Annotated in this window: 21 protein-coding genes and 1 riboswitch; of the genes, 17 read left to right on the top strand and 4 right to left on the bottom strand. The window is 34.1% G+C overall.

The features are described 5' to 3' along the window. The first annotated feature begins 1 nt into the window (after position 1). Positions 2 to 604 (top strand): outer membrane beta-barrel protein, encoded by a 603-nt coding sequence (locus DRF58_RS10310; protein ID WP_116035216.1) that lies wholly within the window; start codon positions 2 to 4, stop codon positions 602 to 604. A gap of 330 nt (positions 605 to 934) precedes the next feature. On the opposite strand, the gene porX is transcribed toward DRF58_RS10310, so the two are convergent. The 3 genes from porX to DRF58_RS10295 all read right to left on the bottom strand — a co-directional run bounded on the left by porX (position 935) and on the right by DRF58_RS10295 (position 4,702). Beyond that, the gene (gene porX, locus DRF58_RS10305) at positions 935 to 2,479 is read right to left on the bottom strand and encodes a T9SS response regulator signal transducer PorX (protein ID WP_116035215.1); all 1,545 of its coding nucleotides are present in this window, start codon (positions 2,477 to 2,479) and stop codon (positions 935 to 937) included. A 138-nt stretch (positions 2,480 to 2,617) separates the two neighbouring features. After that, positions 2,618 to 4,174 carry an Rne/Rng family ribonuclease gene (locus tag DRF58_RS10300; RefSeq protein ID WP_116035213.1) on the bottom strand — a complete coding sequence of 519 codons (1,557 nt, stop codon included), beginning with the start codon at positions 4,172 to 4,174 and terminating at the stop codon, positions 2,618 to 2,620. A gap of 237 nt (positions 4,175 to 4,411) precedes the next feature. Beyond that, positions 4,412 to 4,702 (bottom strand): HU family DNA-binding protein, encoded by a 291-nt coding sequence (locus tag DRF58_RS10295; protein WP_027383593.1) that lies wholly within the window; start codon positions 4,700 to 4,702, stop codon positions 4,412 to 4,414. 47 nt (positions 4,703 to 4,749) lie between these two features. Here DRF58_RS10295 and mutY point away from each other — a divergent pair, with 47 nt between their 5' ends. From mutY to rimM, 11 genes are all read left to right on the top strand, one after another. Further along, positions 4,750 to 5,808 carry an A/G-specific adenine glycosylase gene (mutY, locus tag DRF58_RS10290; RefSeq protein WP_116035211.1) on the top strand — a complete coding sequence of 353 codons (1,059 nt, stop codon included), beginning with the start codon at positions 4,750 to 4,752 and terminating at the stop codon, positions 5,806 to 5,808. A 43-nt stretch (positions 5,809 to 5,851) separates the two neighbouring features. Further along, a riboswitch (cobalamin riboswitch) is annotated at positions 5,852 to 6,046 on the top strand. 113 nt (positions 6,047 to 6,159) lie between these two features. Next, on the top strand, positions 6,160 to 8,076 hold the full coding sequence (locus DRF58_RS10285; protein WP_116035210.1) for a TonB-dependent receptor plug domain-containing protein: 1,917 nt from the start codon (positions 6,160 to 6,162) through the stop codon (positions 8,074 to 8,076). A gap of 142 nt (positions 8,077 to 8,218) precedes the next feature. After that, complete coding sequence (locus tag DRF58_RS10280; RefSeq protein WP_116035208.1) at positions 8,219 to 9,478, top strand: NAD(P)/FAD-dependent oxidoreductase; 1,260 nt, start codon at positions 8,219 to 8,221, stop codon at positions 9,476 to 9,478. After that, positions 9,479 to 10,153 carry a tRNA (guanosine(37)-N1)-methyltransferase TrmD gene (trmD, locus tag DRF58_RS10275; protein ID WP_116035206.1) on the top strand — a complete coding sequence of 225 codons (675 nt, stop codon included), beginning with the start codon at positions 9,479 to 9,481 and terminating at the stop codon, positions 10,151 to 10,153. It abuts the gene before it with no gap. A 43-nt stretch (positions 10,154 to 10,196) separates the two neighbouring features. Beyond that, a complete protein-coding gene (locus tag DRF58_RS10270; protein ID WP_116035205.1) occupies positions 10,197 to 11,252 on the top strand; it encodes a serine hydrolase domain-containing protein in 1,056 nt (351 codons plus the stop codon). Beyond that, on the top strand, positions 11,253 to 11,927 hold the full coding sequence (locus DRF58_RS10265; RefSeq protein ID WP_116035203.1) for an alpha/beta hydrolase: 675 nt from the start codon (positions 11,253 to 11,255) through the stop codon (positions 11,925 to 11,927). A gap of 27 nt (positions 11,928 to 11,954) precedes the next feature. Then, positions 11,955 to 12,404 (top strand): GreA/GreB family elongation factor, encoded by a 450-nt coding sequence (locus DRF58_RS10260; RefSeq protein WP_116035201.1) that lies wholly within the window; start codon positions 11,955 to 11,957, stop codon positions 12,402 to 12,404. 101 nt (positions 12,405 to 12,505) lie between these two features. Next, complete coding sequence (locus DRF58_RS10255) at positions 12,506 to 13,018, top strand: nitroreductase family protein (RefSeq protein ID WP_116035200.1); 513 nt, start codon at positions 12,506 to 12,508, stop codon at positions 13,016 to 13,018. Positions 13,019 to 13,081: 63 nt separating this feature from the next. Beyond that, entirely contained in the window at positions 13,082 to 15,394 is a 2,313-nt protein-coding gene (locus DRF58_RS10250; RefSeq protein ID WP_116035198.1) for a T9SS type B sorting domain-containing protein, read from the top strand. Positions 15,395 to 15,762: 368 nt separating this feature from the next. Further along, positions 15,763 to 16,320, top strand: a complete 558-nt coding sequence (locus DRF58_RS10245) for a 30S ribosomal protein S16 (protein ID WP_116035197.1) — start codon at positions 15,763 to 15,765, stop codon at positions 16,318 to 16,320. A 157-nt stretch (positions 16,321 to 16,477) separates the two neighbouring features. Next, positions 16,478 to 17,020 carry a ribosome maturation factor RimM gene (rimM, locus tag DRF58_RS10240; RefSeq protein ID WP_116035195.1) on the top strand — a complete coding sequence of 181 codons (543 nt, stop codon included), beginning with the start codon at positions 16,478 to 16,480 and terminating at the stop codon, positions 17,018 to 17,020. Between the two features lie 10 nt (positions 17,021 to 17,030). On the opposite strand, the gene DRF58_RS10235 is transcribed toward rimM, so the two are convergent. Beyond that, the gene (locus DRF58_RS10235) at positions 17,031 to 20,060 is read right to left on the bottom strand and encodes an Eco57I restriction-modification methylase domain-containing protein (protein ID WP_116035193.1); all 3,030 of its coding nucleotides are present in this window, start codon (positions 20,058 to 20,060) and stop codon (positions 17,031 to 17,033) included. A 107-nt stretch (positions 20,061 to 20,167) separates the two neighbouring features. Between DRF58_RS10235 and asnS the strand changes: the two genes are divergently transcribed. From asnS to rpoN, 5 genes are all read left to right on the top strand, one after another. Continuing rightward, positions 20,168 to 21,616, top strand: coding sequence for an asparagine--tRNA ligase (asnS, locus tag DRF58_RS10230; RefSeq protein WP_116035192.1), 1,449 nt, complete (start codon positions 20,168 to 20,170; stop codon positions 21,614 to 21,616). Between the two features lie 81 nt (positions 21,617 to 21,697). Continuing rightward, positions 21,698 to 21,916, top strand: coding sequence for a DUF2683 family protein (locus tag DRF58_RS10225; protein WP_116035190.1), 219 nt, complete (start codon positions 21,698 to 21,700; stop codon positions 21,914 to 21,916). Next, entirely contained in the window at positions 21,904 to 22,197 is a 294-nt protein-coding gene (locus DRF58_RS10220) for a type II toxin-antitoxin system RelE/ParE family toxin (RefSeq protein WP_116035189.1), read from the top strand. Before DRF58_RS10225 ends, DRF58_RS10220 begins: the two co-directional genes overlap by 13 nt. Positions 22,198 to 22,302: 105 nt before the next feature. Then, positions 22,303 to 24,384 carry a M13 family metallopeptidase gene (locus DRF58_RS10215; protein ID WP_116035187.1) on the top strand — a complete coding sequence of 694 codons (2,082 nt, stop codon included), beginning with the start codon at positions 22,303 to 22,305 and terminating at the stop codon, positions 24,382 to 24,384. Between the two features lie 143 nt (positions 24,385 to 24,527). Continuing rightward, the gene (gene rpoN / locus DRF58_RS10210) at positions 24,528 to 25,991 is read left to right on the top strand and encodes an RNA polymerase factor sigma-54 (RefSeq protein WP_116035185.1); all 1,464 of its coding nucleotides are present in this window, start codon (positions 24,528 to 24,530) and stop codon (positions 25,989 to 25,991) included. The last annotated feature ends 131 nt before the right edge of the window (positions 25,992 to 26,122 follow it).

Here is a 26,122-nt window from a genome sequence, read left to right as displayed (position 1 = left end):
AATGAAACTTTTATATTCCTTCATATTTTTATACTCGATTTCTATTTATGGTCAATACATTCGTATTTCTCCAGAGTTCTCCAGCAATTCTATCAAAGGAAAAAATGTTGATGTTTTGGAAACTAATCTTCAAGCTTATAATGTAAAATTGGGAATTGATTATCCTGAACACGAAAAATATTTTGTTTCAAGTAACATCGGTTACAAACAAAGAGGTGGGCGCGAAACCAATCCCTTGTTGATGGGAGATTGGAACAAGATTACGAAACGTTGGGATTATATTTTGTTGGACAGTTATATTAATTACAAATTCAATATTCCTGATGCTTATTTTTATTTGGGAATTGGGCCGGAAATCAATTTTCTATTATCTAAAAAACCTTTCGAGAATACACCTTATGAGAATGATTATGATCTGAAGAAAACTCTATTTTCCGCAAACTTACAATTAGGATTTACGCGCACTTTTGGTGACTTCAGATTCAGCGCATACTCATATTATAATCAAAACTTATCCAAAGTTGGAAAAAGCGATTTTAATAATTTAACTAATAATGGGTTCAATTTCGGAGTTTCTTTTGCATATAACTTAGATAAATTATAGAAGTTACAATTTTTAAATATCAACTTATTCCTTGACACTTTAATGACAAGGATTTTTTTCATTAATAATGTCAAAATTTCATCATGAATTGAATGGTCAAAAGAAATTGAAAAAGTTCTTCTTAGCCCCGATAGGAACGACATCCTTTTTGTGTGGCTTCGAGAGCCTCTGCCTGACAACTTGAGGGTTCTAACACAAAAAGATATAGTGGATAGCGGGCTGAGAAAGTCTAAAGAATGACCAAAACTTCTTGCTCCTAAAAAAATAAAAAGGCGGAAAAAGTTACCTCTTTCCGCCCAATGAACCCAAATCAAATAAACTATGAAAAAACTACTTGGGTTCTAGTATGCTTATCGGTATGATGACCTCCTCTAGGGAAATTCCTCCGTGTTGATAAGTGTCTTTGTAATAATTTACAAAGTGATTATAGTTCTTCGGGTATGCTAAAAATATATTGTTCTTGGCGAAAATATATTTGGAACTCAGATTGCCTTTTGGTAGAAAAAGTTTGTCGGGATTGTTAATCGCCCAAACATCCTTGTCTTCATAAGTCAAGCTTCGCCCTGTTTTGTATCTTATATTGGTTGATGTTTCTCTGTCGCCAACTACCTTACTAGGTTTTTTAACATAAATTGTGCCGTGATCTGTTGTAATAACCAATTTGAATCCATTTTCCGCAGCTGTCTTTATAATCTTAATTAAAGATGAATTTTCGAACCAGTTGTAAGTCAATGACCTGAATGTCTTATCATCTCTAATTAGCTGATTTACAATATTATTATCTGTCTTTGCGTGAGATAAAATATCTATAAAGTTGTAAACAACAACTAACAAATCATTGTTCTTGTGCTGATTGAAATCGTCTAAAATTTTTCTTTCGAAATCCGAATTAAGGATTTTCAAGTATTTCATTGATTTGCTTGATAGTCCTAAACGTTTCATTTGATCTTCTAAGAAATCTCTTTCGTGTTGATTTTTATTGCCTTCTTCATTATCATTGAACCAATACTCCGGAAATCTTTTTTCGATTTCTGAAGGCATCAATCCTGCAAAAAATGAGTTACGTGCATATTGAGTCGCCGTTGGCAAAATACTGAAATAATAATCCTCGGAAGTTTTGTTGTAGAACTTAGTAAACAGAGGTTCTATGACTTTCCACTGATCATATCTCAAGTTGTCAATCATCAACAAAAGAACTTTGTCTTTTTCCAATTCTGGTTTCACTTTATCTTTGAAAAGCGTGTGACTCATCATCGGTTTATCGTTGCTGTGAAGCCATTCTTCGTAATTATTCTCGATAAATTTTGAGAATTGGATATTAGCTTCTTCTTTTTGATTTTGAAGCAAATCCGCAAACTCGCTGTCAGAAACTTTATCAAATTTAACTTCCCAGCTCAAGATTTTCTTGTAATATTCTGCCCAATCTTGGTAAGATCTGAGATAAGACAATTCCATACTCAGATTACGGAACTCTTGCTGATAGTCTACAATAGTTTTTTGTTCTACCAAAGATTCACTTTGCAATATTTTTTTAAGTGACAATAGAACCTGATTTGGATTAACTGGTTTCAAAATGTAATCCGAAATCTGTGAACCAATCGCCTGCTCCATAATGTGCTCCTCTTCACTTTTCGTAACCATCACGATTTTGAGCGCATTATCTTTTTCCTTAATCATCGGAATTGCTTCCAAGCCAGAAATTCCTGGCATATTTTCGTCAAGAAGAGTTAACTCGAATTTTTCTTTTTCAATTATCTCCAAAGCCTCATTCACATTATTAACAGGCGTTACATTGTAACCCTTGTTTTCCAAAAAGACAATATGAGGTTTGAGAAGGTCTACTTCATCATCGATCCATAAAATTTTTCCTGACATATATTTTTTATTTGTTTTCTAAGTATCAAAATTATGACCAAAATTTCATAATTATGTTTTAATTAACAGAAGATAGGCGTTAAATATTAGTTAATGTAAATAAAAAACTTTGCTAAAAATTTAGCAAAGTTTGATTTTTTAATTGGAATAGCTCATCAATTCTTTCTTCTGAGCATTGTAGAGATGAAACTCCAGCATCTTGAAAGAATCTCTCGGGATGATGGTTACCCATTTTTTGTACTTCAAAAACCACTTGTTCTGGATACTTGCCAATCCTTTGGTCAGATAAGCTTCCAAAAAAGGATGTACATGCAGGTACAATTTCCCTTTTTCTTTTTGTATAATAGTTCTTATGGATTCTTCCATCCTTTCCACAATCACGATTGGAGCAATGATTTCGCCGTCTTTGTTAGGGTTTTCTTCAGACGTTTCTATGTGCTTTTCTGCGCGCACACGCTGTCTTGTCATCTGGATCAAACCAAATTTCGAAGGTGGCAAAATCTTGTGTCTTGCTTTGTCACGCTTCATTTCTTCACGAAAATGTTCGTATAATTCCTTTCTGTGTTCTGGGTCGGTCATATCGATAAAATCCACGACGATGATTCCGCCCATATCTCGAAGACGTAACTGTCTTGCAATTTCTGTTGCTGCCATTTTGTTGACAGTCAAGGCGTGGGTTTTGTTGGTTGTAGAAGATGAGATGTTATTTCCGGAATTGACATCTACAACATGTAGCGCTTCTGTATGTTCAATCACCAGATAAGCCCCTTTGGAAGCCGGAATATTAACGTGTTTTCCAAAACTCTGCTTCAGTTGTTTTTCAACATTATAATATTCCAAAAGTGGAATATGTGAGTCGTAGAACTGAACAATATTTTTACGTTCCGGTGCGATAACTTCGATATAGGATTTCATATCCTCAACCATTTTTTCGTCGTCACAAATGATGCTTACGAAATCCTGGTTAAAGTTATCTCTCAGAATCGAAGACGCTTTATCTTCCTCATTCAGAACTTTGCTTGGAACTTTGTTTTTCTGAATATTTTTAAATGTCGATTCCCACTTTTTAACAAGCTGATTCATATCATTATGAAGTTCAGCTACTTTTTTCCCTTCTGCAACCGTTCTGATAATAACTCCAAAACCTTCCGGACGAATACTTTCTATCAAAGTTTTCAATCTGGTTTTTTCTTCCGAATTACTTACTTTTTTGGATACAGAAATCTTGTTATCAAAAGGAATCAGAACCAGAAAACGACCTGTAAGAGAAATCTGTGTAGAGATTCTTGGTCCTTTTGTAGAAATAGGTTCTTTTGTAATTTGTAATAATACCAAATCTCCTGCCGTAAGCACTTTATCAACAGTTCCCAGTTTGTCTATATCTTTTGTAGTTTCAAAATTTTTAAGACTTGGAGATTGTTGTTTTTTTGAGATTGTATTTTTCAGAAATTTCTGATAAGAAAGGAACTGCGGACCCAAATCCTGATAATGCAAAAACGCATCTTTGTCTGTTCCAATGTTGACAAATGCAGCATTAAGGTTGGGTGCCAGTTTTTTAATTTTACCTAAAAATAGGTCACCGACTACGAAATCGGTTTTTGTTTCTTGTTCGTGAAGTTCAAAAAGGCGGCCATCTTCCAATAAAGCAATTTTTGAAGCATCTCCCTCATTGGAAATAATAAGTTCTTTTTTCATAACTTCATAAAAAGGTTTTATTAAAATTAGGTTGTAAATATAAAACAAAAATATAGCTGGCAAAATGCCAACTATATTTAATATGTTTAAGACTCAAAAAGGCTAAATTATTTTTTCTTTTTGTGTCTGTTTGCTCTTCTTCTTTTCTTTCTTTTGTGAGTTGCTACCTTGTGTCTTTTTCTTTTCTTTCCGCTTGGCATAATTTATATTTTTTTTATACTGTTAATACTCGATTAATTATTTTACTGCAACTTTGGTCTTAACTTTTTCTACAAAAGTTTTTGAAGGTTTGAAAGCAGGGATGTTGTGAGCAGGGATTTCTATAGCTGTATTCTTAGAAATGTTTCTTCCTGTTTTAGCTGCTCTTGTTTTGATGATGAAAGAACCGAAACCTCTTAAGTAAACGTTATCTCCGTTATACATAGATGTTCTGATTTCTTGCATGAAAGCTTCGATAACTTTCTGTGTATCATTCTTTTCTACTCCCAGCTTGTTCGAGATGGTATTTACCAATTCTGCCTTTGTCATTTTCTAAAATTCTTTATATTTTTGGTGTGCAAATATAAGACATATTTTTGAAAACAAACAAACAAAATGCTGATTTTCTTCACATTGGAAAAAAGCTCACAAAGTGGTACGATAGCAATGCCAGACAACTTCCTTGGAGAGAAAACCAGCTTCCTTATAATATATGGATAAGCGAGATTGTTTTGCAGCAAACTCAAGTAAAACAAGGACTCGGACATTATCTCAGATTTATCGAAAGATTCCCGACCGTAACAGAACTTCACAACGCTTCGGAGGATGACGTATTATTATATTGGAAAGGTTTGGGCTATTATTCCAGAGCGATTAATCTTCACAAAGCAGCTCATCAGATTGTTGAAGATTTCGGAGGCGAATTTCCGAATCATTATAATGACATTTTAAAATTAAAGGGAGTCGGAAAATATACAGCTGCTGCGATTGCTAGTATTTGTTTTGAAGAAAAAGTTCCTGCAGTTGATGGCAATTTTTATAGAGTTTTGTCAAGGATATTTGCTGATGATTTTGACATTTCAAGTTCAAAGGCTTTTCAATATTTTTCTGATTTAGCTTTATTAATTATGCCTGATGACAAATCTGGGGAATTCAATCAGGCGATAATGGATATTGGTTCGGAGAATTGTAAACCGAAAAATCCAATTTGCAACGAATGTCCAGTGAATGATGACTGCTTAGCTTACGAAACTGGTAGAATCTCTGAATTTCCGGTTAAAACTAAGAAAGCAAAAGTCTCGGATTTGAGTTTGAAATATTTCTTTATTAAATTCAAAAATCAGTTCTTAATTAAACAAAGAGGAAATGACTTCATCTGGAAAAAACTTTATGAATTCCCAACTACAATCCCTTCCGAATGGGGAGATTTTATCATTAATTCTAAAATAATCAATCATAAATTGACGCATAAAAACTTAGCAATAGAAATCAATACCATTGAATTAGATTCCAAAAAAGAATTTGAAAAATTTGCTTCTGATAATGAGTTTATCATTGTGAATGAAAAACAAGCCGATGATAAATCGTTTCCAAAACCATTGGAAAATTTCTACAAAAATATCGGAAAACCAGAAATTGGAGAACTCAAGTTTTAAGAAAAATTAAGATTTTCATCCGAACTTTATATATTTGCAAAAATTTGGTTCCCGAATGATTCGGGATTAAAATGGGAATGAAGTGTAATTCTTCAACTGTCCCCGCAACTGTAAATCGCAAGAACTTTAATTAAGAATGAAAAATTAATAATTAAAGTTTAAATGTTTTTGCAAAACGCCATTGTTCTGAAAAGAGCGAGAAGGTGCAAAATCAGCGAAAGTCAGGAGACCTGCCAAAAAGAACATTTTGAATAAATGCTTTCGGAGGAAAAGCCTGATTCTATAGACATTCTGTGTTTGTATTCTCTGCTATTTTCTGAAGGTTAATTTATAAACTTTAATTATATTTTAATGAACAGAAAATTAATTTTGGCCAGCGCGATTCTTATGATAGGAACATCGGTTTTTGCCCAACAAAATGACGAAACAAAAATCGAAGAGGTTACTGTAGCTTCCAAAATCCCACAACAACTTTACAAAACAGGAAAAAACGTTAAACTTTTCACGCAAGAAGATCTGGAAAATTTCAAAGGTCAAACCTTAAATGATGTTTTGAATCAAGTTGCGGGTTTTCAGATTACGGGAAATTTCAACAACCAAACCGAACCGAAATCTTTAAAAATCAGAGGAGGCAAAAGTGCTAATATTTTGATTCTATTAGATGGCACTCCTTTGAAAGATGTTACAGGAAATGATTATACCGTTTCCGATTTGCGCCTGATTGCTTTGGAAAGTGTAGAAAGCATCGAAGTTCTAAATGGAGCTTCTTCAGTTTTGTATGGCTCAAACGCTACCGTTTCTGTTATCAATATCGAAACAAAAAAATCTTCTCAAAAAGCAATAGAAGGACTTGTTTCTGCAAGAGGAGGTTCATTCAATACATTTGCTCAGAATGCGACTGTTAAAGGTAAATTAGATAAATTTAATTACCAAATAAATGGTTTCAATGAGAAATCTCAGGGTATATCTTCGGCTGAAGGCAACGATACTTTCGATAAAGATGGTTGGGAAAAGCAAAATATCTCTGCAAATGTTGGCTATACTGATGAGAAGTTCAACGTTAATCTTTCCGGAGGTTGGAACCATAATCTTTACAAGTATGACGAAGGTGCTTTTACAGACGGGCTCTATCGTGGTAATGACAAACAATTTTTTGGTGGTGTAAATGCAGGTTTCAAATATAACAATGGTGAAGTCGTTTTTAATTCCAGATATTCCGGAACAGATAGATCGAGTCAGAATTTTTATTCTGATAAATACAATGACCAGTTTTCTTACACCGGAAAAAACCTTTTCACAGAATTATACAATTTTTATAAAGTCAATGATTTTTTCAATTTCACTGTAGGAGTTCAATATGAAGATCAAAAAATGGGTTCCACAACATTACCTTGGGGTGGAACAGAGTTGGAAGACGTATTGTTAGAAAAAGACACAAAGCTTTCTAACTTTGATGCTTTTGCAAAAGTCAATTTGAATTATAAAGGGTTCAATTTAGATGCAGGCGCTAGAATGACAGATAATTCAAAATTTGGAAATCATCGGGTTTATTCTGTTAATCCTTATTATTTAGGAGAGGCTGAAAACTTATTCTTCAAAATTGGCTATTCTTACGCCACTGCTTTTATAGCACCAACTTTATATCAGAATTATGGTTCTCTTCCGTACATTCTTCCAAATGCTGATCTGAAGCCTGAAACCAATCAAAGTCACGAAATAGATTTAACAATCGGAAATAGTTCAAAAACGTTTGTGGTAAATGCAAGCCTTTTTCAAAGACAGGAAAAAGATGCTTTCGCCTATCAAATAGTTGACGTGGTTGCTTTTGCCGGACAGTATCTAAATATTGATGAAAACAAAGCTAAAGGTTTTGAAATCGGTTTTGATTATGACATTAATCAATATGTAAGAATTGGTGGAAATTTCAGCTATGTAGAAAAAGACAAAGAAGCTACAATGCTACGTCAGCCGAAGCAAAGGATCAATTCTTATGTTGAAGCAAAACCTTTCAAATCTACAAGATTATACATCAATCACCAATTCGTAGGGAGCAGAAGCGATGCTTATTACGATTCAGCAACTTTTGCAACAGTTAATGTTGTCAACAAAAGTTTTCATCTTTTCAATTTGAATATTAATCAAAAAATTACAGATAAAATTGAGGCATTTGCAAATGTTGGAAATCTTTTCAACACTTCATACGTTGATATCATTGGATATAAAACAAGGCCGAGAAACTATACTGTGGGTATAAGTTATCTGTTTTAAAAAATTTTCATCATTTGTGTTTTTAGGACTCTGTCAAATTTATTTTTGGCAGGGTTCTTTTTTATTTTGAAATCAGAAATCCAGCATAATATTTGATTAGTCTAAAGCAAAATAAAAATCTTAATTTTATAAAAAAATCGCAATGAGGGAAAAGATTGTTATCATCGGAGGTGGATTTGCAGGTTTACAACTTGCGAGACATCTTAATAATCAAGGAAAATATAAAGTAATGGTCATCGATAAGATGAATCATCATATGTTCCAGCCGTTATTCTATCAGGTTGCAACTGGACGAATCGAGCCTTCTAATATCTCTTTCCCTTTCAGAAAAATCTTCCAGAAGTCGAAAAACATTCAATTCCGAATGACGGAAGTCAAAAAAATTGTTCCTTCCGAAAACAAAGTCATTGGTGAAGATGGTGTTTTCACTTACGATAAATTGGTGATTGCGACAGGTTGTAAAACTAATTTTTTTGGCAATCAGAAGATGCAGGATTTAGCTCTCGGAATGAAAAATACTCAGGAAGCTATCACGATTCGAAATCATATTTTGATGACATTTGAAAAGATGATTATCGAAAGAAAAGCCAGCGACGATGGAAATTGGAATCTCGTCATCGTAGGAAGTGGACCAACCGGAGTTGAACTCGCAGGTGCCTTTTCTGAGATGAAAACCCATATTCTTCCAAGAGATTATCCTAGGATGAACTTTGATGACCTTAATATTGTTCTCATCAGCGCAGGCGACAAACCATTGGAAGCGATGAGCCAAGAATCACAGGATGCGGCAGAAGATTACTTAAAACAACTCGGTGTCAAATTTTTAAAAAACGAACGCGTTACAGATTATGACGGAGAAGTCATCAATATGGCGAGCGGGAACTCAATCCCAACAAATAATGTGATTTGGGCAGCCGGAGTTACTGGAAATATTATTGATGATTTTAATAAAGAAAACTTAGTTCGAAATCGATATATCGTTGATAGACACAACAAAGTGAAAGGTTTTGATAACATTTTCGCGATTGGTGATATCGCTTATATGGAAACCCCGAAATACCCACAAGGTCATCCACAGGTTGCGAATGTGGCGATTAACCAAGGTAAAAATTTAGCAAAAAACTTTAAGAAAGATTCCGAAAAAGACTGGACAGAATACGAATATATCGACCGCGGTTCTATGGCAACCATTGGAAAACACAGAGCTGTTGTTGACCTTCCGAAATTCAAATTTCAGGGATTTCTTGCTTGGTATCTATGGATGTTCTTACATTTGATGCTGATTCTGAGCGTCAGAAACAAAATCGCAATTTTCTTCAACTGGATGTGGAGTTATATTAATAAAGATTCTTCATTAAGGCTGATTATTGCGCCGTCTAAGAAAAATCCTACCGAACAATAAATGAGAATCGATATCATCAGCGTACTTCCGGAACTTATGGAAAGTCCTTTCAAAACCTCAATCCTGAAAAGAGCGATGGAAAAAGGATTGGCAGAAGTTCATTTTCACAACATCCGAGACTGGAGCATTGGCAAACATCGGCAAATTGATGATGAGCCTTATGGCGGTGGTGCCGGAATGATAATGATGATAGAACCTCTGGACAAATGTATTTCTGAACTAAAATCTCAAAGAGATTACGACGAAATTATTTATCTGACACCAGACGGAGAAACACTTAATCAAAGAATTGCCAACACTTTATCAATCAAAAAAAATCTGATTTTTCTTTGTGGACATTACAAAGGCATTGACCAGCGTGTTCGCGATTTGCATATCACAAAAGAAATCTCAATCGGTGATTATGTTTTAACTGGTGGAGAATTGGCAGCTTGTGTTTTGGCAGATTCTGTCATCAGATTGTTACCTGGCGTTTTGAATGATGAGCAGAGTGCTTTAACCGATAGTTTCCAAGACAATCTTCTTTCTCCTCCAATCTACACAAGACCAGAAACTTACAAAGGATTATCGGTTCCAAAAATATTATTGAGTGGCAACTTCGGAGCGATTGAAGATTGGTTACACGATGAAGCTGTAAGAATCACAAAAGAAAGGCGACCTGACCTTTTGGAGTAGGTCCAATCATTAAATTAAAAAACTTAACCAAATTCAAAAACAAATGAGACATTTTTTCAAAGTGGCTTCGGTTGCTATTATTACGTTATTTACTTCTTGTAACTCATCAGCTCAAAAAAAAGACGATTATCCGGTAAAAATTGATAGCTTAATCAAAACTACAAATCCCAGAACTTTCAACGGCGTAGTTTACATTCAGCAAAACGGGAAGGAAAAATATGCGAAAGCTTTTGGTTATGCCGATTTCAATAAGAAAACACCTCTGGAAATCTCCAATAAGTTTTCTACAATGTCGATTGCCAAGCAGATTACTGCCACATTGATTTTGCAACAAGTTGAAAAAGGGACAATCGATTTACATCAGCCAATTCGAAAATATCTTCCGGATTTCCAATATTCTTGGGCAGATACAGTGACCGTTCATCACTTGCTCAATCATACTTCGGGATTGTACAGCGACGATTTGAAACCTAATCTTAAATTCAAAACCGGAAAAGAATTCTGTTATTCCAATGTTGGATATTATGTTGCAGGATTGGTTTTGGAAAAGCAAAGCGGTAAAAGTTATCAGGAATTGGTAACCGCTTTGTTCAAAAAATGTAAAATGAACGACAGTTTCTATCCTACCGAAACCAGTAGCCAACTTCTAACAAAAGGTCACACTATCAAGGAAGAAGTAACTTTTAAATTGAATAAAAAATCGGGTTTTGACCCTACTAATTATTTTGGAAGTCATTTGATTGTCACAGCTCCGGATTTAGCCAAATGGAACGAATGTCTCCACAATGGAAAATTGTTAAAACCTGAAACGTATAAATTGATGACCAATTATTCAACAACTGCAACACATCCAATATTTGGTGAAAATCCGATTGGCTATGGCTACGGTTTGAGAATCAATGACAAGGCTGATATCTACGAAATCGGGCACACAGGTTTTCATCCAAGCGAAGGTTTTACGGCGGTCAATTTATATTATCCAAAGACTAAAACGAGTGTTATAGTAATGGAAAATGTAGCTACTGAAAATTTTGAGATTGCTTATTATTTTGAGCAGGAAATCAGAAAGATTGTGATGAATTCTAAACTTTTGAAATAGATGAAAACTAAAATTATCCTTATCCCGATTTTATTATTATTAATTTTTACAAATTGCCAGTCGAGTAAAAAATCAGAAAATCCAAATAACGAAAATAATTACATTTTCTTCTTGCACAATAAATTTTTAGAAGAAAATCCTGATGGAACTTTCGATAAAAAATATGGTGTGAAAGCAGAATACAATAAGATTTTAAACTCATTCAGAAAAGATGGCTTTGTTGTCTTTAGCGAAAAACGAAAACCCAAAACTAATGGTAGTAAATACGCTGAAAAAATAAATTTCCAAATCGACAGTTTAATTTCAAAAGGTGTTCAGCCCAATCACATCACGGTTATCGGAACTTCAAAAGGTGGTTACATTGCACAATTTGTTTCCACTTTTGCGAAAAATCCTGATTTGAACTTTGTGTTTATTGGAAGTTATCTAGACACTGACATTGAAGAACTTCCAGCAATTAATTTCTGCGGAAACATTTTAACCATTTATGAAAAATCAGATATTTTTGGAGTTTCAGCAATCAAACGAAAGGAAACGTCGAAATTAAAAATTAATCATTTTAAAGAAATCGAATTGAAGACGGGATTGAAGCACGGATTTCTGTACATCGCTTCGGACAACTGGATAAAGCCTTCCAAAATGTGGGCAAAACGAAATTATGAATTAAGAGATTAATTATTATCTTTATTCAAAATTGGATTTATGCAGAAGACGATTTATAATAAAAGTGAATTACGGGACTTTGTGAACGACAGTATTTCGGGGAAAGTGAAAACTTTGGAGTTTTACCTCAACTTTTCTCTGGAAGCTAGCCGGGACATTAAAAAAACATCAAAATACGATTCTATCAGAGAGGAAATACAGGAAGAGATCTATCATTTGGACAGACAAATGGTTTCGCTTAAAAGTATGCAGACCCAAATGCGAAAAGTTCTGAACTCTGTCTCAAAGACTATAAAACTCGGGTCTCTTGTCATTACCAATAAAGCCCGTTTTTACATTTCCGTTTCTTTGGGGGAATTCTTCTTTCAAGGCGACCGCTTCTATGCCATTTCTCCGGAAAGTCCAATGGCGCAGATAATGCTCGGAAAGAAAGTGGGCGATGATTTTGTCCTTAATAAAATTCATCAGGAAATTGTGGAGATTTTTTAAAGTTGGATGCTGAAGGTCAGATGTCCGAAGTTTCTCATTCTAATCATTTTCTTATTTCTTTTTACTTTGCTCTTGTTTCTTCTTTCCCGTATCTTTGAACTATGGAAAACGCAACAATTCTCAAGCATATCATAGAAGAGCGCAGTAGCATCTTCCCGAAAGATTACACAGATAAAGAAATTCCACAACACATCATTGACGAAATTCTCAGCAATGCTGTCTTAGCTCCGAATCATAAACGTACAAAACCTTGGCGTTTCAAAGTTTTCAAAAGTGAGGAAAAACAAAATCTTGGTCAGGAACTTCAAAATATTTACAAAGAAGTGACACCAGAAATTCAGTTTCTACAGAAGAAATATGATGATATTGCTTTCAAAATTTCGAAAGCGAATGTTATCATTTCAATTGTGGTTGAATTCAGTGGATTGGTTCCCGATTGGGAAGAGATTGCGGCAACGTCTATGGCTGTTCAAAATATGCATTTGACTTGCACCGCTCATAGAATCGGTTGTTACTGGAGTTCTCCGAAAATCGTCAACAAACTGAAAGATTCTTTGAAAATTGAAGAAAATCAACAATGTTTGGGATTGTTTTATTTAGGAAATATTGATTAATGAAGATTAATTTGCAGGGTATAAGTGTTATTTTTAGCTTTGTCAAAAAACTAAAACAATCTTGTGAAAAAAATCTCCTTCCTCATTTCTCTTTTCCTTTTCTCACTATTTTTTTCTCAGAGCAAAGAAGCTAATGATTGTATTAATTACATTCAAATTTGCGGAAATCAAAGTATCTCACTTAATCCAACAGGATATGGTGTACAGGAAATAGACCAGAGTATCTCATGTAATAGTGATGAAAACAATTCTTTATGGCTGAAATTCACAGCAAAAACAACTGGAACTTTAGGATTTGACCTTATCCCAGCAGATACAGACTTAATCGTCGATTATGACTTTTGGGTTTTCGGGCCTAACGTGTCTTGTGGTAAAATTGGAACTCCAATACGATGCTCCACGACCAATCCACTGGCTGCATTGTTATTAGATAACCATACAGGAATGAGAGACTCGGAACCAGCTGGTGATTTTCACGAAGGACCAGCCGAATTGGGTGACGGATATATAAAATCTCTGAATGTAGTTGCGGGCGAATCCTATTTTCTTGTCATTGACAGACCCGTTGGAAATGGAGCATTTACACTCAATTGGACAGGAACAGCCATTCTTGAAGATCCTTTTGGAGTCGCTCCGAATCCTTTTGGAATTGTAAATCCAATTGATGTTTGCAACCCAAGCTTATTATATGATTTTTCCTTATTTACAAGCAACATTTTAAATAGCAATCCAGATTTTACTGTAACTTATTATAACACTTACGAAGACGCAACTTACGATGAGAATAGAATTACCGCTCCCACTACACTTGACAATCACGACTATTATTACAGAATTCAAAGCACTTTAACAGAATGTTTCCGTGTAGAGACAATCAAAGTAAATTATAAACCGCTTATCCTTTCAAATCCGGAAATAAAAACGTGTAAAAATAACTTAGGACAAGGTACATTTAATCTTACATCTGCAAATCTCACATCAGAATCTATATCTAGTATAAAATATTATTTAACTCCAGAGGATGCTGAAGACCATATTCCAGGTACTGAAATTTTAAATCCATCGCGACACATTTCTAATGGCGGATCTGTATTTGCTTGGGTCATTACTACAAGTGGATGTGAAAATTCGGCAGAAATATTTTTAAATTTCTATCCAGTTCCAAATGTAGATACCGCTTTATATAATTCTAACCTTTGTGATAATGATTTGGATAATTCCATCAGTTTAAATTTTTCTGATATTACTCCAATAATTGTTAGCAATCCAAATGATTTTGAAGTTTACTATTACTTAGCTTCTAGTCCTACAGTTGCTTTACCAGACAATTTTACTTTTACAGTAAATACAAATATCCTTGTAGAAGTCAAAAGTAAAAATGGTTGTCCTTCTATTTTTGGTACAATTAATTTTAAAATTGCACCTCAGATTATACTTAACGCCGTTTCCCCAATAGAAATATGCGACTCAGACCGTTCCGGAAATGAGCCTGTCAATTTAAATGACTACATTAATATATTTACAACACAAGCTGATACAACCAATTTCTACGAAACATTAGATGATGCAAAAAAACAACTCAACAATATCCCTGCTTCACAAGATTTAAAAGCTAATAAAAGCTACTTTTTTCGTTTTGAAAACAGCATAAATTGTCCAGCAGTCGGAGAATTAAAGTTAATTTTTAAAAGTCCTAAAATATCTGACTCACTACAAGATGTTATCATCTGCAAAGAAAATCAAATTGTTTTAGATGCAGGTCCCGGCTTCGATGCTTATCTTTGGGATTCTGGCTCTACCAATTCTGGTTCTGGAGCACTTAGCGTGGGAGATCATTGGGTAGATCTTACATTTGATGGTTGTACAACCAGACAAGATGTTAAAGTCATTGCTGAGGAAGACGTCATCATTAAAATTTTAGAAATTGAGAATGACAGATTGACAATAACCGCAATAGGAGGAACTTCTCCTTACGAATATTCTCTTGACGGAACTAACTGGCAATCTTCGAACATTTTTAATAATCTTCCAAAAGGAATCCAGAAAGCATATGTAAGAAGTGCAAAAAAATGTATTCCTTCTGTAAGGGAGTTTTCCAACATCAATCTTGTAAATGTAATAACTCCAAATGGCGATGGCAAAAATGATGTTCTGGATTTTTCTGCTCTAAGTCTAAAGAACAATGTTACTTTTAAAATTTTTGACCGTTATGGCAGATTTGTCTTCATTGGTAAAGATGGAAATTACATTTGGGATGGAAAAGATGGAAAGAAACTTCTTTCTACCGGCACATTCTGGTACACTTTGGAATGGACAGAACCAGACACAGAAGTGATTCACAGATATAATTCTTGGATATTGTTGAAAAATAGGTAATATACAAAAAACACTTCCTTATACAACAAAACCATAGCCCTGATTGACTCAATATTTTTATTTTTTTATTGGATTCGTCTAAATTTTGTTTTGCAGTGGAAATCCTTTTTTGCTTGGGCTTCGAGAACCTCTGCCTGACAAAACGTGTAGCAAAAAAGATTGCAACACTTCGACTCCGCTCAGCATAAACTTCAAGCAGGTTTCCGGCTCCTAACATTTGGTCTGAGAGTTTGCGTGTTTGAGAGTCGGAGAATTTTTCTTTTTTTGATTGTTAAATTATTAGATTTTCAAATTGTTACATTGAAATATTTTCCTATCTTTGCACACTTAATATTTAACCGGGACGTGTTCCCACAAATTTTAAATTTATGTCAGTAAAAATCAGATTACAAAGACACGGATCAAAAGGAAAACCTTTTTTCCACATCGTGGTTGCAGATTCTAGATCTAGAAGAGATGGTAAATTCATCGAGAAATTAGGAACTTACAACCCAATTACAAACCCAGCAACTATCGACTTGAACGTTGATTCTGCTGTTCAATGGTTGAGCAACGGAGCACAGCCAACTGATACTGCAAGAGCTATCCTTTCTTACAAAGGTGCTTTGTACAAAAAACACCTTCAAGGTGGTGTTGCTAAAGGTGCTTTTGACGAGGCTGAAGCTGAGAAGAGATTCGCTGCTTGGATTGAGGCTAAAGATGCTAAAGTACAAGGTAAAGTTGAAGGTTTATCTACTGCTAAAGCTGATGCTAAAAAAGCAGCTCTAGAAGCTGAAGCTAAAGTAAACCAAGCAAGAATTGATGCTGCTGCGAAAGCTGAAGCTGATGCAAAGGCTGCTGAAGAAGCTGCTAACGCTCCTGCTGAGGAAGTTGCAACAGAAGAACCAGCTGCTGAGGCAGAAGGAACTGAAGAAACTCAAGCTTAATTCTTTACAAAAAGATACAAAACAAAGACACGATATGATTTCGTGTCTTTGTTGTTTAAATAAAAAATCAATTTGTACCCCAACCTTAAAGGGAGCAAATTAATTACTGTTCCTATCTTTAGGACTAAGGAAAGGAAGAAAATTAATTTTTGAAATAATGAGAAAAGAAGACTGCTATTTTTTAGGAACGATTACAAGAACTCACGGACTGCAAGGCAACGTTGTTCTAAAATTGGACACAGATCAACCTGAGATGTATGATAAATTGAGCTCGATATTTCTTGAAGTCAACGGTTTATTGGTTCCCTTTTTTGTTGAAAAACAGCAATGGCAAAGAGGTGACACCAAGATTCTTTCTTTCAAAAATTCTTCCGAAGCGCTAGTCAATCAATCGATTGGAAAAGGTGTTTATCTTCCGCTTTCTACGCTTCCGCCATTGACTGGAAAAAAATTCTATTACCACGAAGTGATTGGTTTTGAAATCCGTGAAGCTGATGGAAAAACTTGTGGAAATATTGTTTCTATTAATGACCAGACGGCGCAGAATTATTTCATCCTAGAACTTGTCGGCAAAGAAATCATCATTCCGATTATCAAAGACTGGATTCTGGAAGTGAACCGTGAAGAGAAATTTATCCAAATGTTTTTACCAGAAGGTTTGATGGATGTTTTCTTGGTTCCTTCGAAGAAGGATGAGTAAAAAATCATTCTCAACTGTTTTCTACGATACGGATTTCCTCCTCACTCAAGCCATAAAGTTCATAAACCATCTGGTCTATCTCCTTATCTGTACTCGCAATTTTGGATTGAATTTCTAAAGCTTTGCTTTTTTCTTGCTCAAAATAATCTGCCCAATCTGCTTCTTCCGAAAGGGTGAGTTTTATTTTTTGTTTGGACAGTTCTTTGATGAAATCTGCATAAGAGAGTTTGTACCAGTCTTGCAGTTTTTTGTTCTGGTTTAGATTCTCAAATTTCCTTTCGCAGGTTCTTTGGAATTTGGATGAGACTTCCTGTAATTCTTTGTTGAGAGAAAGCATTTGGTCTGCTTTTTCGATGAAGGGTTGTTGAGATTCTAAGGAGATGTTTTTGATTGGAAGTTGTTTGCATTGACCAATTTTTGCTTTTGGAAAAACATTATCAAATTCTGCAAACTTGAATTTAAAATAATATCCTAATAATAAAGAATTTAAAATTGTTAAAATGTATTTCAAATCATAATCATTATCAAACTGTCGACAAATATGTGCAGAGTTTTTGACAGTATAGATTTCATCTGTAAAACTCACAATTAGCCCAAGTTTAGAAGGTATTTCTCTAATAAGCAATCTATTTCCTTCGAAATATTGAAATTTACGAGGAGCTCCTAGCCATTCGCCATAACTTAAATATTGATTTTTCCATACTAAATTATATCTTCCTATTTCACTTCCAGTAATATGTGGTAAAAAAGTATCATCTTTTTTATAATTAGCATTGAATTTATTTATTAATTTATCTTCAAGGGTTTGCTTTGGGATACCTTTTCCTGTTTCATATTCTTTAATTCCGCTTGACATATCAGTTATGTTACCTAAAAATAAACTTTCAAATTCAACTTTGTTAATAATATTTCTACTTTTATCATCACTGAAGATGTCAATAATAAAATTGTTATTATTAAAGAAAACATTTTGTTTAATAGAATGTAAAAATTTAATTTCTGAGTTTTTGACTTCAGAAATTTTAACATCCTTATCTCTAGTTAAGTTTTTGGCAATATTAAAAATAATAGTATCAACCGTTGCATCAGCGAAAACTCCAGATGGAGTATTTACTATTTCCAATAATTGAAAATTCTCTAATAGAAATCTTCTCACATCTGAAAGTAATAAATTATTAAGCCAAGCATTAGGAACAATGTAACTTGCTATTTTGTCATCCTTTAATAAAGCTTTTGCTTTTTCAATAAACAAAATATAAGTATCTATCTGATAGATTGCTGTTTTGTATTTTTTGTAATAATATTCTTTTTCTTCATTAATAAAATTATTACCTTTTGCGTTAACATAAGGCGGATTCCCAATCACCACATCAAAACCACCTTTCGCAAAAATCTGTGGAAATTCTTGCTCCCAATTAAATGCTTTGTCGCCTGCAATTTCGGGATCATCAATTAAAGAATTTCCGCATTTGATATTGTCATTCAAACTATTAAGTTTCCTGTTGGGTTCTGCCGTTCTTAACCAAAGGGAAAGCTTCGCAATTTCTACAGATTCTTCATTTAGATCCACTCCAAAAAGATTGTTCTCCAAAATACTTTCGGAATGGTAAGTAAAAGCAATCGATGAACCGGTGAGTTTGGCTTCCAATTCATCAATATATTGGTGTTCATCAATCAAAAAATTCAAAGCTTCATTCAAAAACGCGCCACTTCCACAAGCTGGGTCTATGATGGTAATTTGGTGCAACCAAGCTCTGTAATCATCTAGTTTTTTCAGTAAAGTGAGTTTGGTTTTTTGCTGTCTTTTTTTGTCGGTAAAATATTCTTCTTCTACAATGGTAAATTCTGCTTTTTTGTCTTCGCACAATTTTCCAACGGTATTTTCTACAATGTATTTCGTTATGTATTTTGGCGTGTAGAAAACGCCATCTTTCTTGCGTTTGGTTTTAGATTTATCAATTTCTTGACCTTCCAATTGGGCTTTTACTTCATCTAATTCATTCAAAGAATTTTCGAAAATATGTCCCAAAATATTCACATCTACTTCGCTTGCAAAATCGTAATCTGCGAGTTTCAAACTGTGTTTGTACAGAAGTTCATCATCAATAATGATGTTATCTAGAACTTCATCGGCTTTGAAAAGTCCACCATTGTAAGCAAAAACGTCATACCGTTTTCCTTTAAAACCTGTATTTAGATAACCAAAATATTTTTTAAATCTACTGTACAATTCCACATCTTCGTCTCGGTCTTTTATGGCTTTCCAATCCTCCAAAATCAATCTCACGGAATTTGGCGGAAGCAAACCTCGGTCTTCCCCAAAGAAAAGAAAGAGCAAACGATCTAATAACTTTTGAGATTTTTTGAATAATTCAATTGGTTCGTAATCGGGATTCAGAGTGGTAAGATTGTGGAATAACTCTCTTTTGAAAACCGAATAATCCTTGTACAATTTTCTGGTAATCGCATCTTCCTGACTCAGTGATTCTGCTTTCATTTTTGCAGGAACATCTGCAGAAATATTCTCGTAAGCCAAACATAAATAAAGAATCTGGAACTGCTCAAAAGTGAGTTCAAATAAATTGAATTCCAAATGCTCAATCGCATTATCAATATAAAATCTTAATTTCTCAAAATTGGAGGTGATGATATATTTGCAATCTGGCTGATTATTTTTGTAACCAAAAGCTTGTTCTTCAATTTTCGCTAGATCGGTTGTATTAGTTCCTTTTAATTCAATAATAGAAGAAACTTTTTCGTTGATTACGATTGCTCCATCAGCTTTTTTGCTGTCTTTTACATTTTTGTATTCTGTAGTAAGATTAAAATTTGGTGTAGGATTTTTGGTATAACCCAAAACATTTACAAACAAGTCAATGAGAAACTCACCTTGGTATTGTTCTTCCTTTGAATTTCTAATATTCTCCTGAATTTCCGGATGATGAAAATGCGCTTTGAACAAATTCCATTTTTGGTTAAAATTCTCAGTGTTTTGAGTTTTTAGATATTTTGAAATGACTGTTTTTTGGAATAGTGACATTTGTACATTATAATTGAATCAATAAATATAAACACTTCCCTCGATTTTTCCTAAATTTGCACTCACTTAATTTTAAAACAGAAACTTTCTTAAAAGTTTATACTAAAATGAAAAGACAAACGATTAAAGACTTATTGACAGATTACAAAAAAGTATTACATCACGACATTACCGTGCAAGGCTGGGTAAGAACGTTTCGTGCAAACCGCTTTATTGCGCTTAATGATGGTTCTACGATTAATAATTTGCAAATCGTTGTTGATTTTGAAAATTTTGACGAACAAATCATAAATAAAATTAGCACAGCTTCTTCTCTGAAAATCGTTGGAGAAGTTGTAGAAAGTCAAGGTGCTGGACAAGCTGTAGAGATTGTGGCTAAAAAAATCACTATTTTAGGAGATAACTTTACAGAAGACAGAGATAAAACAATTCTTCAGCCGAAAAAACACTCATTGGAAACTTTGAGAGAGCAGGCACATTTAAGATTCAGAACCAACTTATTTGGAGCAGTTTTCAGAGTGCGTCACGCTGTGAGTTTTGCGGTTCATCAATTCTTTAATCAAAATCAGTTTTTCTACATCAACACGCCTGTAATTACCGGAGCTGATGCAGAAGGTGCAGGCGAAATGTTTGGCGTTACCAACTTTGACCTTAACAATATCCCGAAAAACGAAGACGGAGAAATCGATTTTTCTGAAGATTTTTTTGGAAAGAAAACTAATTTAACAGTTTCTGGTCAGCTTGAAGGCGAAACTGCTGCAATGGGATTGGGAAGAATTTATACTTTCGGGCCAACTTTCCGTGCTGAAAACTCCAATACAACGCGTCACTTAGCTGAGTTCTGGATGATTGAGCCGGAAGTTGCTTTCAATAACTTGGAAGATAATATTGATTTGGCAGAAGACTTCTTGAAATATGTTATTAAATATGTTTTGGATAACTGCAAAGATGATTTGGATTTCTTAAACAACCGTTTCGCAGAAGAGCAAAAATCAAAACCGGAAAAAGAAAGAGCTAAAGAAGGTCTTATCGAAAAGCTGGAAAATGTGATTGCGAAAAGATTCAAGAGAGTTTCTTATACGGAAGCGATTGAAATTTTGTTAAATTCTAAAGAGAATAAAAAAGGAAAATTCCAATATCCAATCGAAGAGTGGGGCGCAGATTTGCAGTCTGAGCACGAGAGATTCTTGGTTGAAAAACATTTTGAAAGTCCAGTTGTTTTGTTCGATTACCCGAAAGAAATCAAAGCGTTCTATATGAAACTGAATGATGACAACAAAACTGTTGCCGCGATGGACGTTCTTTTCCCAGGAATCGGTGAAATCATCGGTGGTTCCGAAAGAGAAGCTAGATTGGATGTTCTGAAAACAAAAATGGCAGAAATGCACGTTGAAGAACACGAACTTTGGTGGTATTTGGATACTAGAAAATTCGGTTCTGTTCCACACGCCGGATTTGGTTTAGGTCTTGAAAGATTAGTTCTTTTCGTAACAGGAATGACCAACATCAGAGACGTGATTCCTTTCCCGAGAACGCCTAAAAATGCAGAATTTTAAGCATTAACTTAAACATAAAACACAAATTCCTTCAATTAAAACTGAAGGAATTTTTTATTAACTTTGATAAAAATTGAACTGATGGAAAATTTAATCATTTATCCTGAAAATCAAAAACAACTTCAGATTCTGAAATCTCTTTTAGAAGAAATGAAAATTAAGTTTAAAAGTGAGGAACAAGTTGAAGAGCTTCAGGATTGGCAAAAAGAAAAAATATTAAAGGGAATTAAAGATATTAAAGAAGGAAAATTTTCTTCTAATGATGACGTGAGTCAAAAAGCAAGAGAATGTATAAAGTAATTTGGTCAGATGACGCAGAATCTGATTATTATAACACACTTGTTTTTTGGACAAAACACAATAAATCAAATTCATATTCGATAAAATTGATTGCAAATGTGGAAAGAAAAATAAATTATCTGATACAAAATCCAAATTCAGGAATTGCAACAAATTTTCACAATACTTATAAAGTTCCTATTTTAAAATATTTTTCTCTCTACTATAGACTATCCGAACAAACAATAGAAATAATAGCTTTCTGGGACAACAGAAGAAATCCAGAAAATTTAGAATTATAAATTCAAAAATATTCAAATCCCATTCTTATCGAGTGGGATTTTTTATTGATAAAAACTCAGAAAAAATTAAATTCCATAAATTTGAAAGTATTAAAATAAATCTCAATGAAAAAAATCAGTGTTTACATCTTGACTGTTGCAGCAACATTTTATTTGGAATCTTGCTCTACATCACAGAAAACCCAAGTAGAAGTACCTAAAAAAGAAGTAGAAGTGCCAAAGGAAATCAAAGAAGAAGGACTTAATATTTCTTATATGGACAAATCTGTAAGACCTCAGGATGATTTCTATAATTACGTCAATGGTGGCTGGATGAAAACTGCGGTGATTCCATCAGATAAACCAAGCTGGGGTTCATTCAATGCTTTGAGAGAAGATGTAGATGTGGCTTCATTGGATATTTTGAACAAAATTCTTTCGGAAAAATTCAGTTCTAATTCTGAAGGCGAAAAAATTCAGGCTCTTTATGGAACTTTCATCGATTGGAATAAGAGAAATGCGGAAGGAATCAATCCTATCAAATCTCAATTGGCTAAAATCGATGCGATTAAAAACGTAAAAGATTTACAGAAATATCTCATCGAAGCGACTCCTTCAGGTGATAATCCTTTTTATAGCTGGAGAGTGGGCGCAGATATGAAAAACTCTGTAATGAATGCCGTTTATCTTGGCGGACCAAGTTTAGGTTTGGGTAAAGATTACTATCAAAAAGTGAATGAAGCTAACACAAAAACTTTAGAAGAATACAAAGGTTACGTTGCGAAGCTGGAAACTGTTCTTGGAAATAAAACGCCTGATGCAACTGCTCAAAAAATTGTTGATTTTGAAAAGAAGTTGGCTCAAGACCTTTTGACTTTGGAACAAGGTCGTGATGCGAATTTGCGTTATAATCCCAAAACTGTTGAGGAATTAAAACCATTAGTGAAAAATGTTAACCTTCCTGATTATCTAAAAACAGTTGGCGTTAACACAGATAAAGTGATTATCGGAGAATTGAAATATTATCAAAATATGGATTCTTGGATGACGGATAAAAATATCGGACTCATCAAAGACTATATGAAATATGACCTTTTGAATAGCAACGCCGGAAATCTTGACCAGAATCTTGATAATATCCGATTTGATTTCTATTCCAAATATCTGCAAGGTCAGCAAGAGCAACGTTCTATGGAAAAACGTGGACTTGGTGTGATTAATGGTGTTTTGGGAGAAGCTTTTGGAAAGCTTTATGTTGAGAAATATTTCCCTGCAGAAGCGAAACAAAAGATGGAAACTTATGTAGATTACATCAAAAAATCTTTCAAATTACACATAGAAAATCTTGAATGGATGTCGCCTGTGACGAGAGAAAAAGCTTTGGAAAAATTAGCAAAATTCAAAGTGAAGATTGCTTATCCTGACAAATGGAAAGATTATTCTAAACTTAATCTAGAATTGACTTCCAACGGTGGGACTTACTATAATAATATCGAGAAAATCTCTGAGTGGAATTACGCTAAAAACTTGGATAAAGTTGGAAAACCTGTTGATAAAACAGAATGGGGAATGTCACCGCAAACTGTAAATGCTTATTATAGTTCTTCTAACAACGAGATTGTTTTCCCTGCTGCGATTTTACAACCTCCGTTTTTCAGTTTCAATGCTGACCCTGCAGTTAACTTTGGAGGAATTGGCGGCGTAATTGGCCACGAAATTTCTCATGGATTTGATGACAGCGGTTCGAGATTTGACGGAGACGGAAACCTCAACAATTGGTGGACAGAAAGTGATAGAAAAAACTTTGATGAAAAAGTTGGACAACTTGCAGCGCAATATGACAAATACGAACCGGTAAAAGGAAGTTTCGTGAATGGAAAATTTACTAGTGGTGAAAACATTGGAGATTTAGGTGGAATTAATGTTGCTTACACAGCTTTGCAAATGTATCTGAAAGACCATGGGAATCCTGGAGAAATCAGTGGACTCAATCAAGATCAAAGATTCTTTATGAGTTGGGCAACGGTTTGGAGAACCAAATCTACCGATAAATATATGACCAATCAGGTAAAAACAGATCCACATTCACCGGGTTATTACAGAAGTTTTGGACCTTTGGTTAATATGGATGCTTTTCAAAAAGCATTTGATATCAAACCGGGTGATAAATTATATGTTGCTCCAGAAAACAGAATTAAAATCTGGTAGTATAAAAACAAAAAACCTTCAGAAATTCCTGAAGGTTTTTTAATAATAAGTATCATAATGCAAAAATCGTGCTAAACTTGTTGTTTTTAAAAAATAAATTTTTAACTTCGTAAAAGTTAATCCAATTATTAACGACAACAATTATGCTAAAGCAAAATCTACAACTTAAACTCGGACAAAAATTAGCGCCTCAACAGATTCAGTTGATGAAGTTGATTCAGCTTCATACTTTGGAATTTGAAGAAGAACTGGAAAGAGAGTTGGAGGAAAATCCTGCTTTAGAAAAAGTATCGGATGAAAATTCGGACGAAGATTACTCCAAAGCTGACGAAGAATACGAAAGCGAAGGCAACGAAAGCATCGAAACTGATTTTGATGTTGATGAATATCTTTATGATGACGAGCCAAGTTACAAAACCGCTTCTAGCAACTATTCTGCTGATGATGAAGAATTCGACAATCAATCGCTTTTAACAGAAGGACAAACGCTTTACGATTATCTTCTAGAACAAATCCGTCTTTCAAACATCGATGAAGAAGATTTAAAAATCGCAGAATATATTATCGGAAACCTTGACACAGACGGTTATCTGAGAAGAGAAATCAAATCTATTGTTGACGATTTGGCTTTTTCCCAAGGTGTTTATACGACTCAAGAAAAAGTAACGGATGTTTTGGAAAATTATGTTCAAAAACTCGATCCACCTGGTGTTGGCGCAAGAGACTTGAGAGAATGTCTTCTTTTACAGATTGAGAAAAAAGTAAGTTCTGATTCTGCAGTCATTTTAGCAGGCAACATTTTGAGAAATCAGTTTGATGCACTTGCTAATAAACATTATAATAAGATTCTTCAGAAATATGACATCGATGAAGAAGATTTGAAAGAAGCTTTGGATGAGATTTCTAGACTTTCTCCAAAAGTAGGTGGAAATTTTGACACTCAAACGATTACAATCAATCAAGAAATTATTCCAGACTTTGTTATTCAGATTAAGGACAATCAAGTTATTCCTTCTTTGAATAATAAAAATGCTCCAACATTAAGAGTTTCTGATGAATACAAAGAAATTCTTTCTACTTATTCTAACGATAAAAAATCTGCAGAACACAAGCAAGCTGCACTTTTCATCAAGCAAAAACTGGACGCTGCGAAATGGTATATCGATGCTATTAATCAAAGGCAAAATACACTTTTGCAAACTATTACGGCGATTGTAAAACTTCAGAAAGATTATTTCTTGACAGGTGATGATAAAAACATCAAACCGATGATTCTGAAAGACGTGGCTGATATTACAGGATTTGACATTTCTACAATTTCCAGAGTTGTAAAAAGTAAATATGCAGACACACCAAATGGGATTGTTTATTTGAAAAACTTATTCTCAGACTCATTAACCAATGACGATGGTGAAGAAGTTTCAACCAAAGAAATCAAGACCCATCTTCAGGAAGCGATTGATAAAGAAAACAAGAGAAAACCTTATACAGACGACGCTCTTGTAGGAATCTTAAAAGAAAAAGGTTACAATATCGCAAGAAGAACCATTGCAAAATACCGAGAACAACTGAACATTCCGGTTGCAAGACTTAGAAAAGAATTATAAAGAATCCGTCTCACAACAAAATTTGAGGCGGATTTTTTTGTTATAAAAGTTTTTCAATATTTTAAGAAAAAGTGAAAAGTTGTCCTCTTCAGGCAACTTTCTTTCTTAAATTGTGTGCTAAAGCGTGTAAT

It is taken from the genome of Epilithonimonas hispanica (assembly GCF_003385395.1).
GTDB lineage: Bacteria > Bacteroidota > Bacteroidia > Flavobacteriales > Weeksellaceae > Epilithonimonas > Epilithonimonas hispanica.
The sequence above is the reverse complement of the archived record's forward strand: the minus strand, read 5'-3'. Positions and strand labels throughout refer to the sequence as shown.

What these genes read in the sequence shown, in the direction of transcription:
- DRF58_RS10310 (WP_116035216.1), top strand. Translation starts at nt 2, where the DNA reads ATGAAACTTTTATATTCCTTCATATTTTTATACTCGATTTCTATTTAT.
- porX (WP_116035215.1), bottom strand. Translation starts at nt 2,479, where the DNA reads ATGTCAGGAAAAATTTTATGGATCGATGATGAAGTAGACCTTCTCAAA.
- DRF58_RS10300 (WP_116035213.1), bottom strand. Translation starts at nt 4,174, where the DNA reads ATGAAAAAAGAACTTATTATTTCCAATGAGGGAGATGCTTCAAAAATT.
- DRF58_RS10295 (WP_027383593.1), bottom strand. Translation starts at nt 4,702, where the DNA reads ATGACAAAGGCAGAATTGGTAAATACCATCTCGAACAAGCTGGGAGTA.
- DRF58_RS10285 (WP_116035210.1), top strand. Translation starts at nt 6,160, where the DNA reads ATGAACAGAAAATTAATTTTGGCCAGCGCGATTCTTATGATAGGAACA.
- DRF58_RS10280 (WP_116035208.1), top strand. Translation starts at nt 8,219, where the DNA reads ATGAGGGAAAAGATTGTTATCATCGGAGGTGGATTTGCAGGTTTACAA.
- trmD (WP_116035206.1), top strand. Translation starts at nt 9,479, where the DNA reads ATGAGAATCGATATCATCAGCGTACTTCCGGAACTTATGGAAAGTCCT.
- DRF58_RS10270 (WP_116035205.1), top strand. Translation starts at nt 10,197, where the DNA reads ATGAGACATTTTTTCAAAGTGGCTTCGGTTGCTATTATTACGTTATTT.
- DRF58_RS10265 (WP_116035203.1), top strand. Translation starts at nt 11,253, where the DNA reads ATGAAAACTAAAATTATCCTTATCCCGATTTTATTATTATTAATTTTT.
- DRF58_RS10260 (WP_116035201.1), top strand. Translation starts at nt 11,955, where the DNA reads ATGCAGAAGACGATTTATAATAAAAGTGAATTACGGGACTTTGTGAAC.
- DRF58_RS10255 (WP_116035200.1), top strand. Translation starts at nt 12,506, where the DNA reads ATGGAAAACGCAACAATTCTCAAGCATATCATAGAAGAGCGCAGTAGC.
- DRF58_RS10245 (WP_116035197.1), top strand. Translation starts at nt 15,763, where the DNA reads ATGTCAGTAAAAATCAGATTACAAAGACACGGATCAAAAGGAAAACCT.
- rimM (WP_116035195.1), top strand. Translation starts at nt 16,478, where the DNA reads ATGAGAAAAGAAGACTGCTATTTTTTAGGAACGATTACAAGAACTCAC.
- DRF58_RS10235 (WP_116035193.1), bottom strand. Translation starts at nt 20,060, where the DNA reads ATGTCACTATTCCAAAAAACAGTCATTTCAAAATATCTAAAAACTCAA.
- asnS (WP_116035192.1), top strand. Translation starts at nt 20,168, where the DNA reads ATGAAAAGACAAACGATTAAAGACTTATTGACAGATTACAAAAAAGTA.
- DRF58_RS10225 (WP_116035190.1), top strand. Translation starts at nt 21,698, where the DNA reads ATGGAAAATTTAATCATTTATCCTGAAAATCAAAAACAACTTCAGATT.
- DRF58_RS10220 (WP_116035189.1), top strand. Translation starts at nt 21,904, where the DNA reads ATGTATAAAGTAATTTGGTCAGATGACGCAGAATCTGATTATTATAAC.
- DRF58_RS10215 (WP_116035187.1), top strand. Translation starts at nt 22,303, where the DNA reads ATGAAAAAAATCAGTGTTTACATCTTGACTGTTGCAGCAACATTTTAT.
- rpoN (WP_116035185.1), top strand. Translation starts at nt 24,528, where the DNA reads ATGCTAAAGCAAAATCTACAACTTAAACTCGGACAAAAATTAGCGCCT.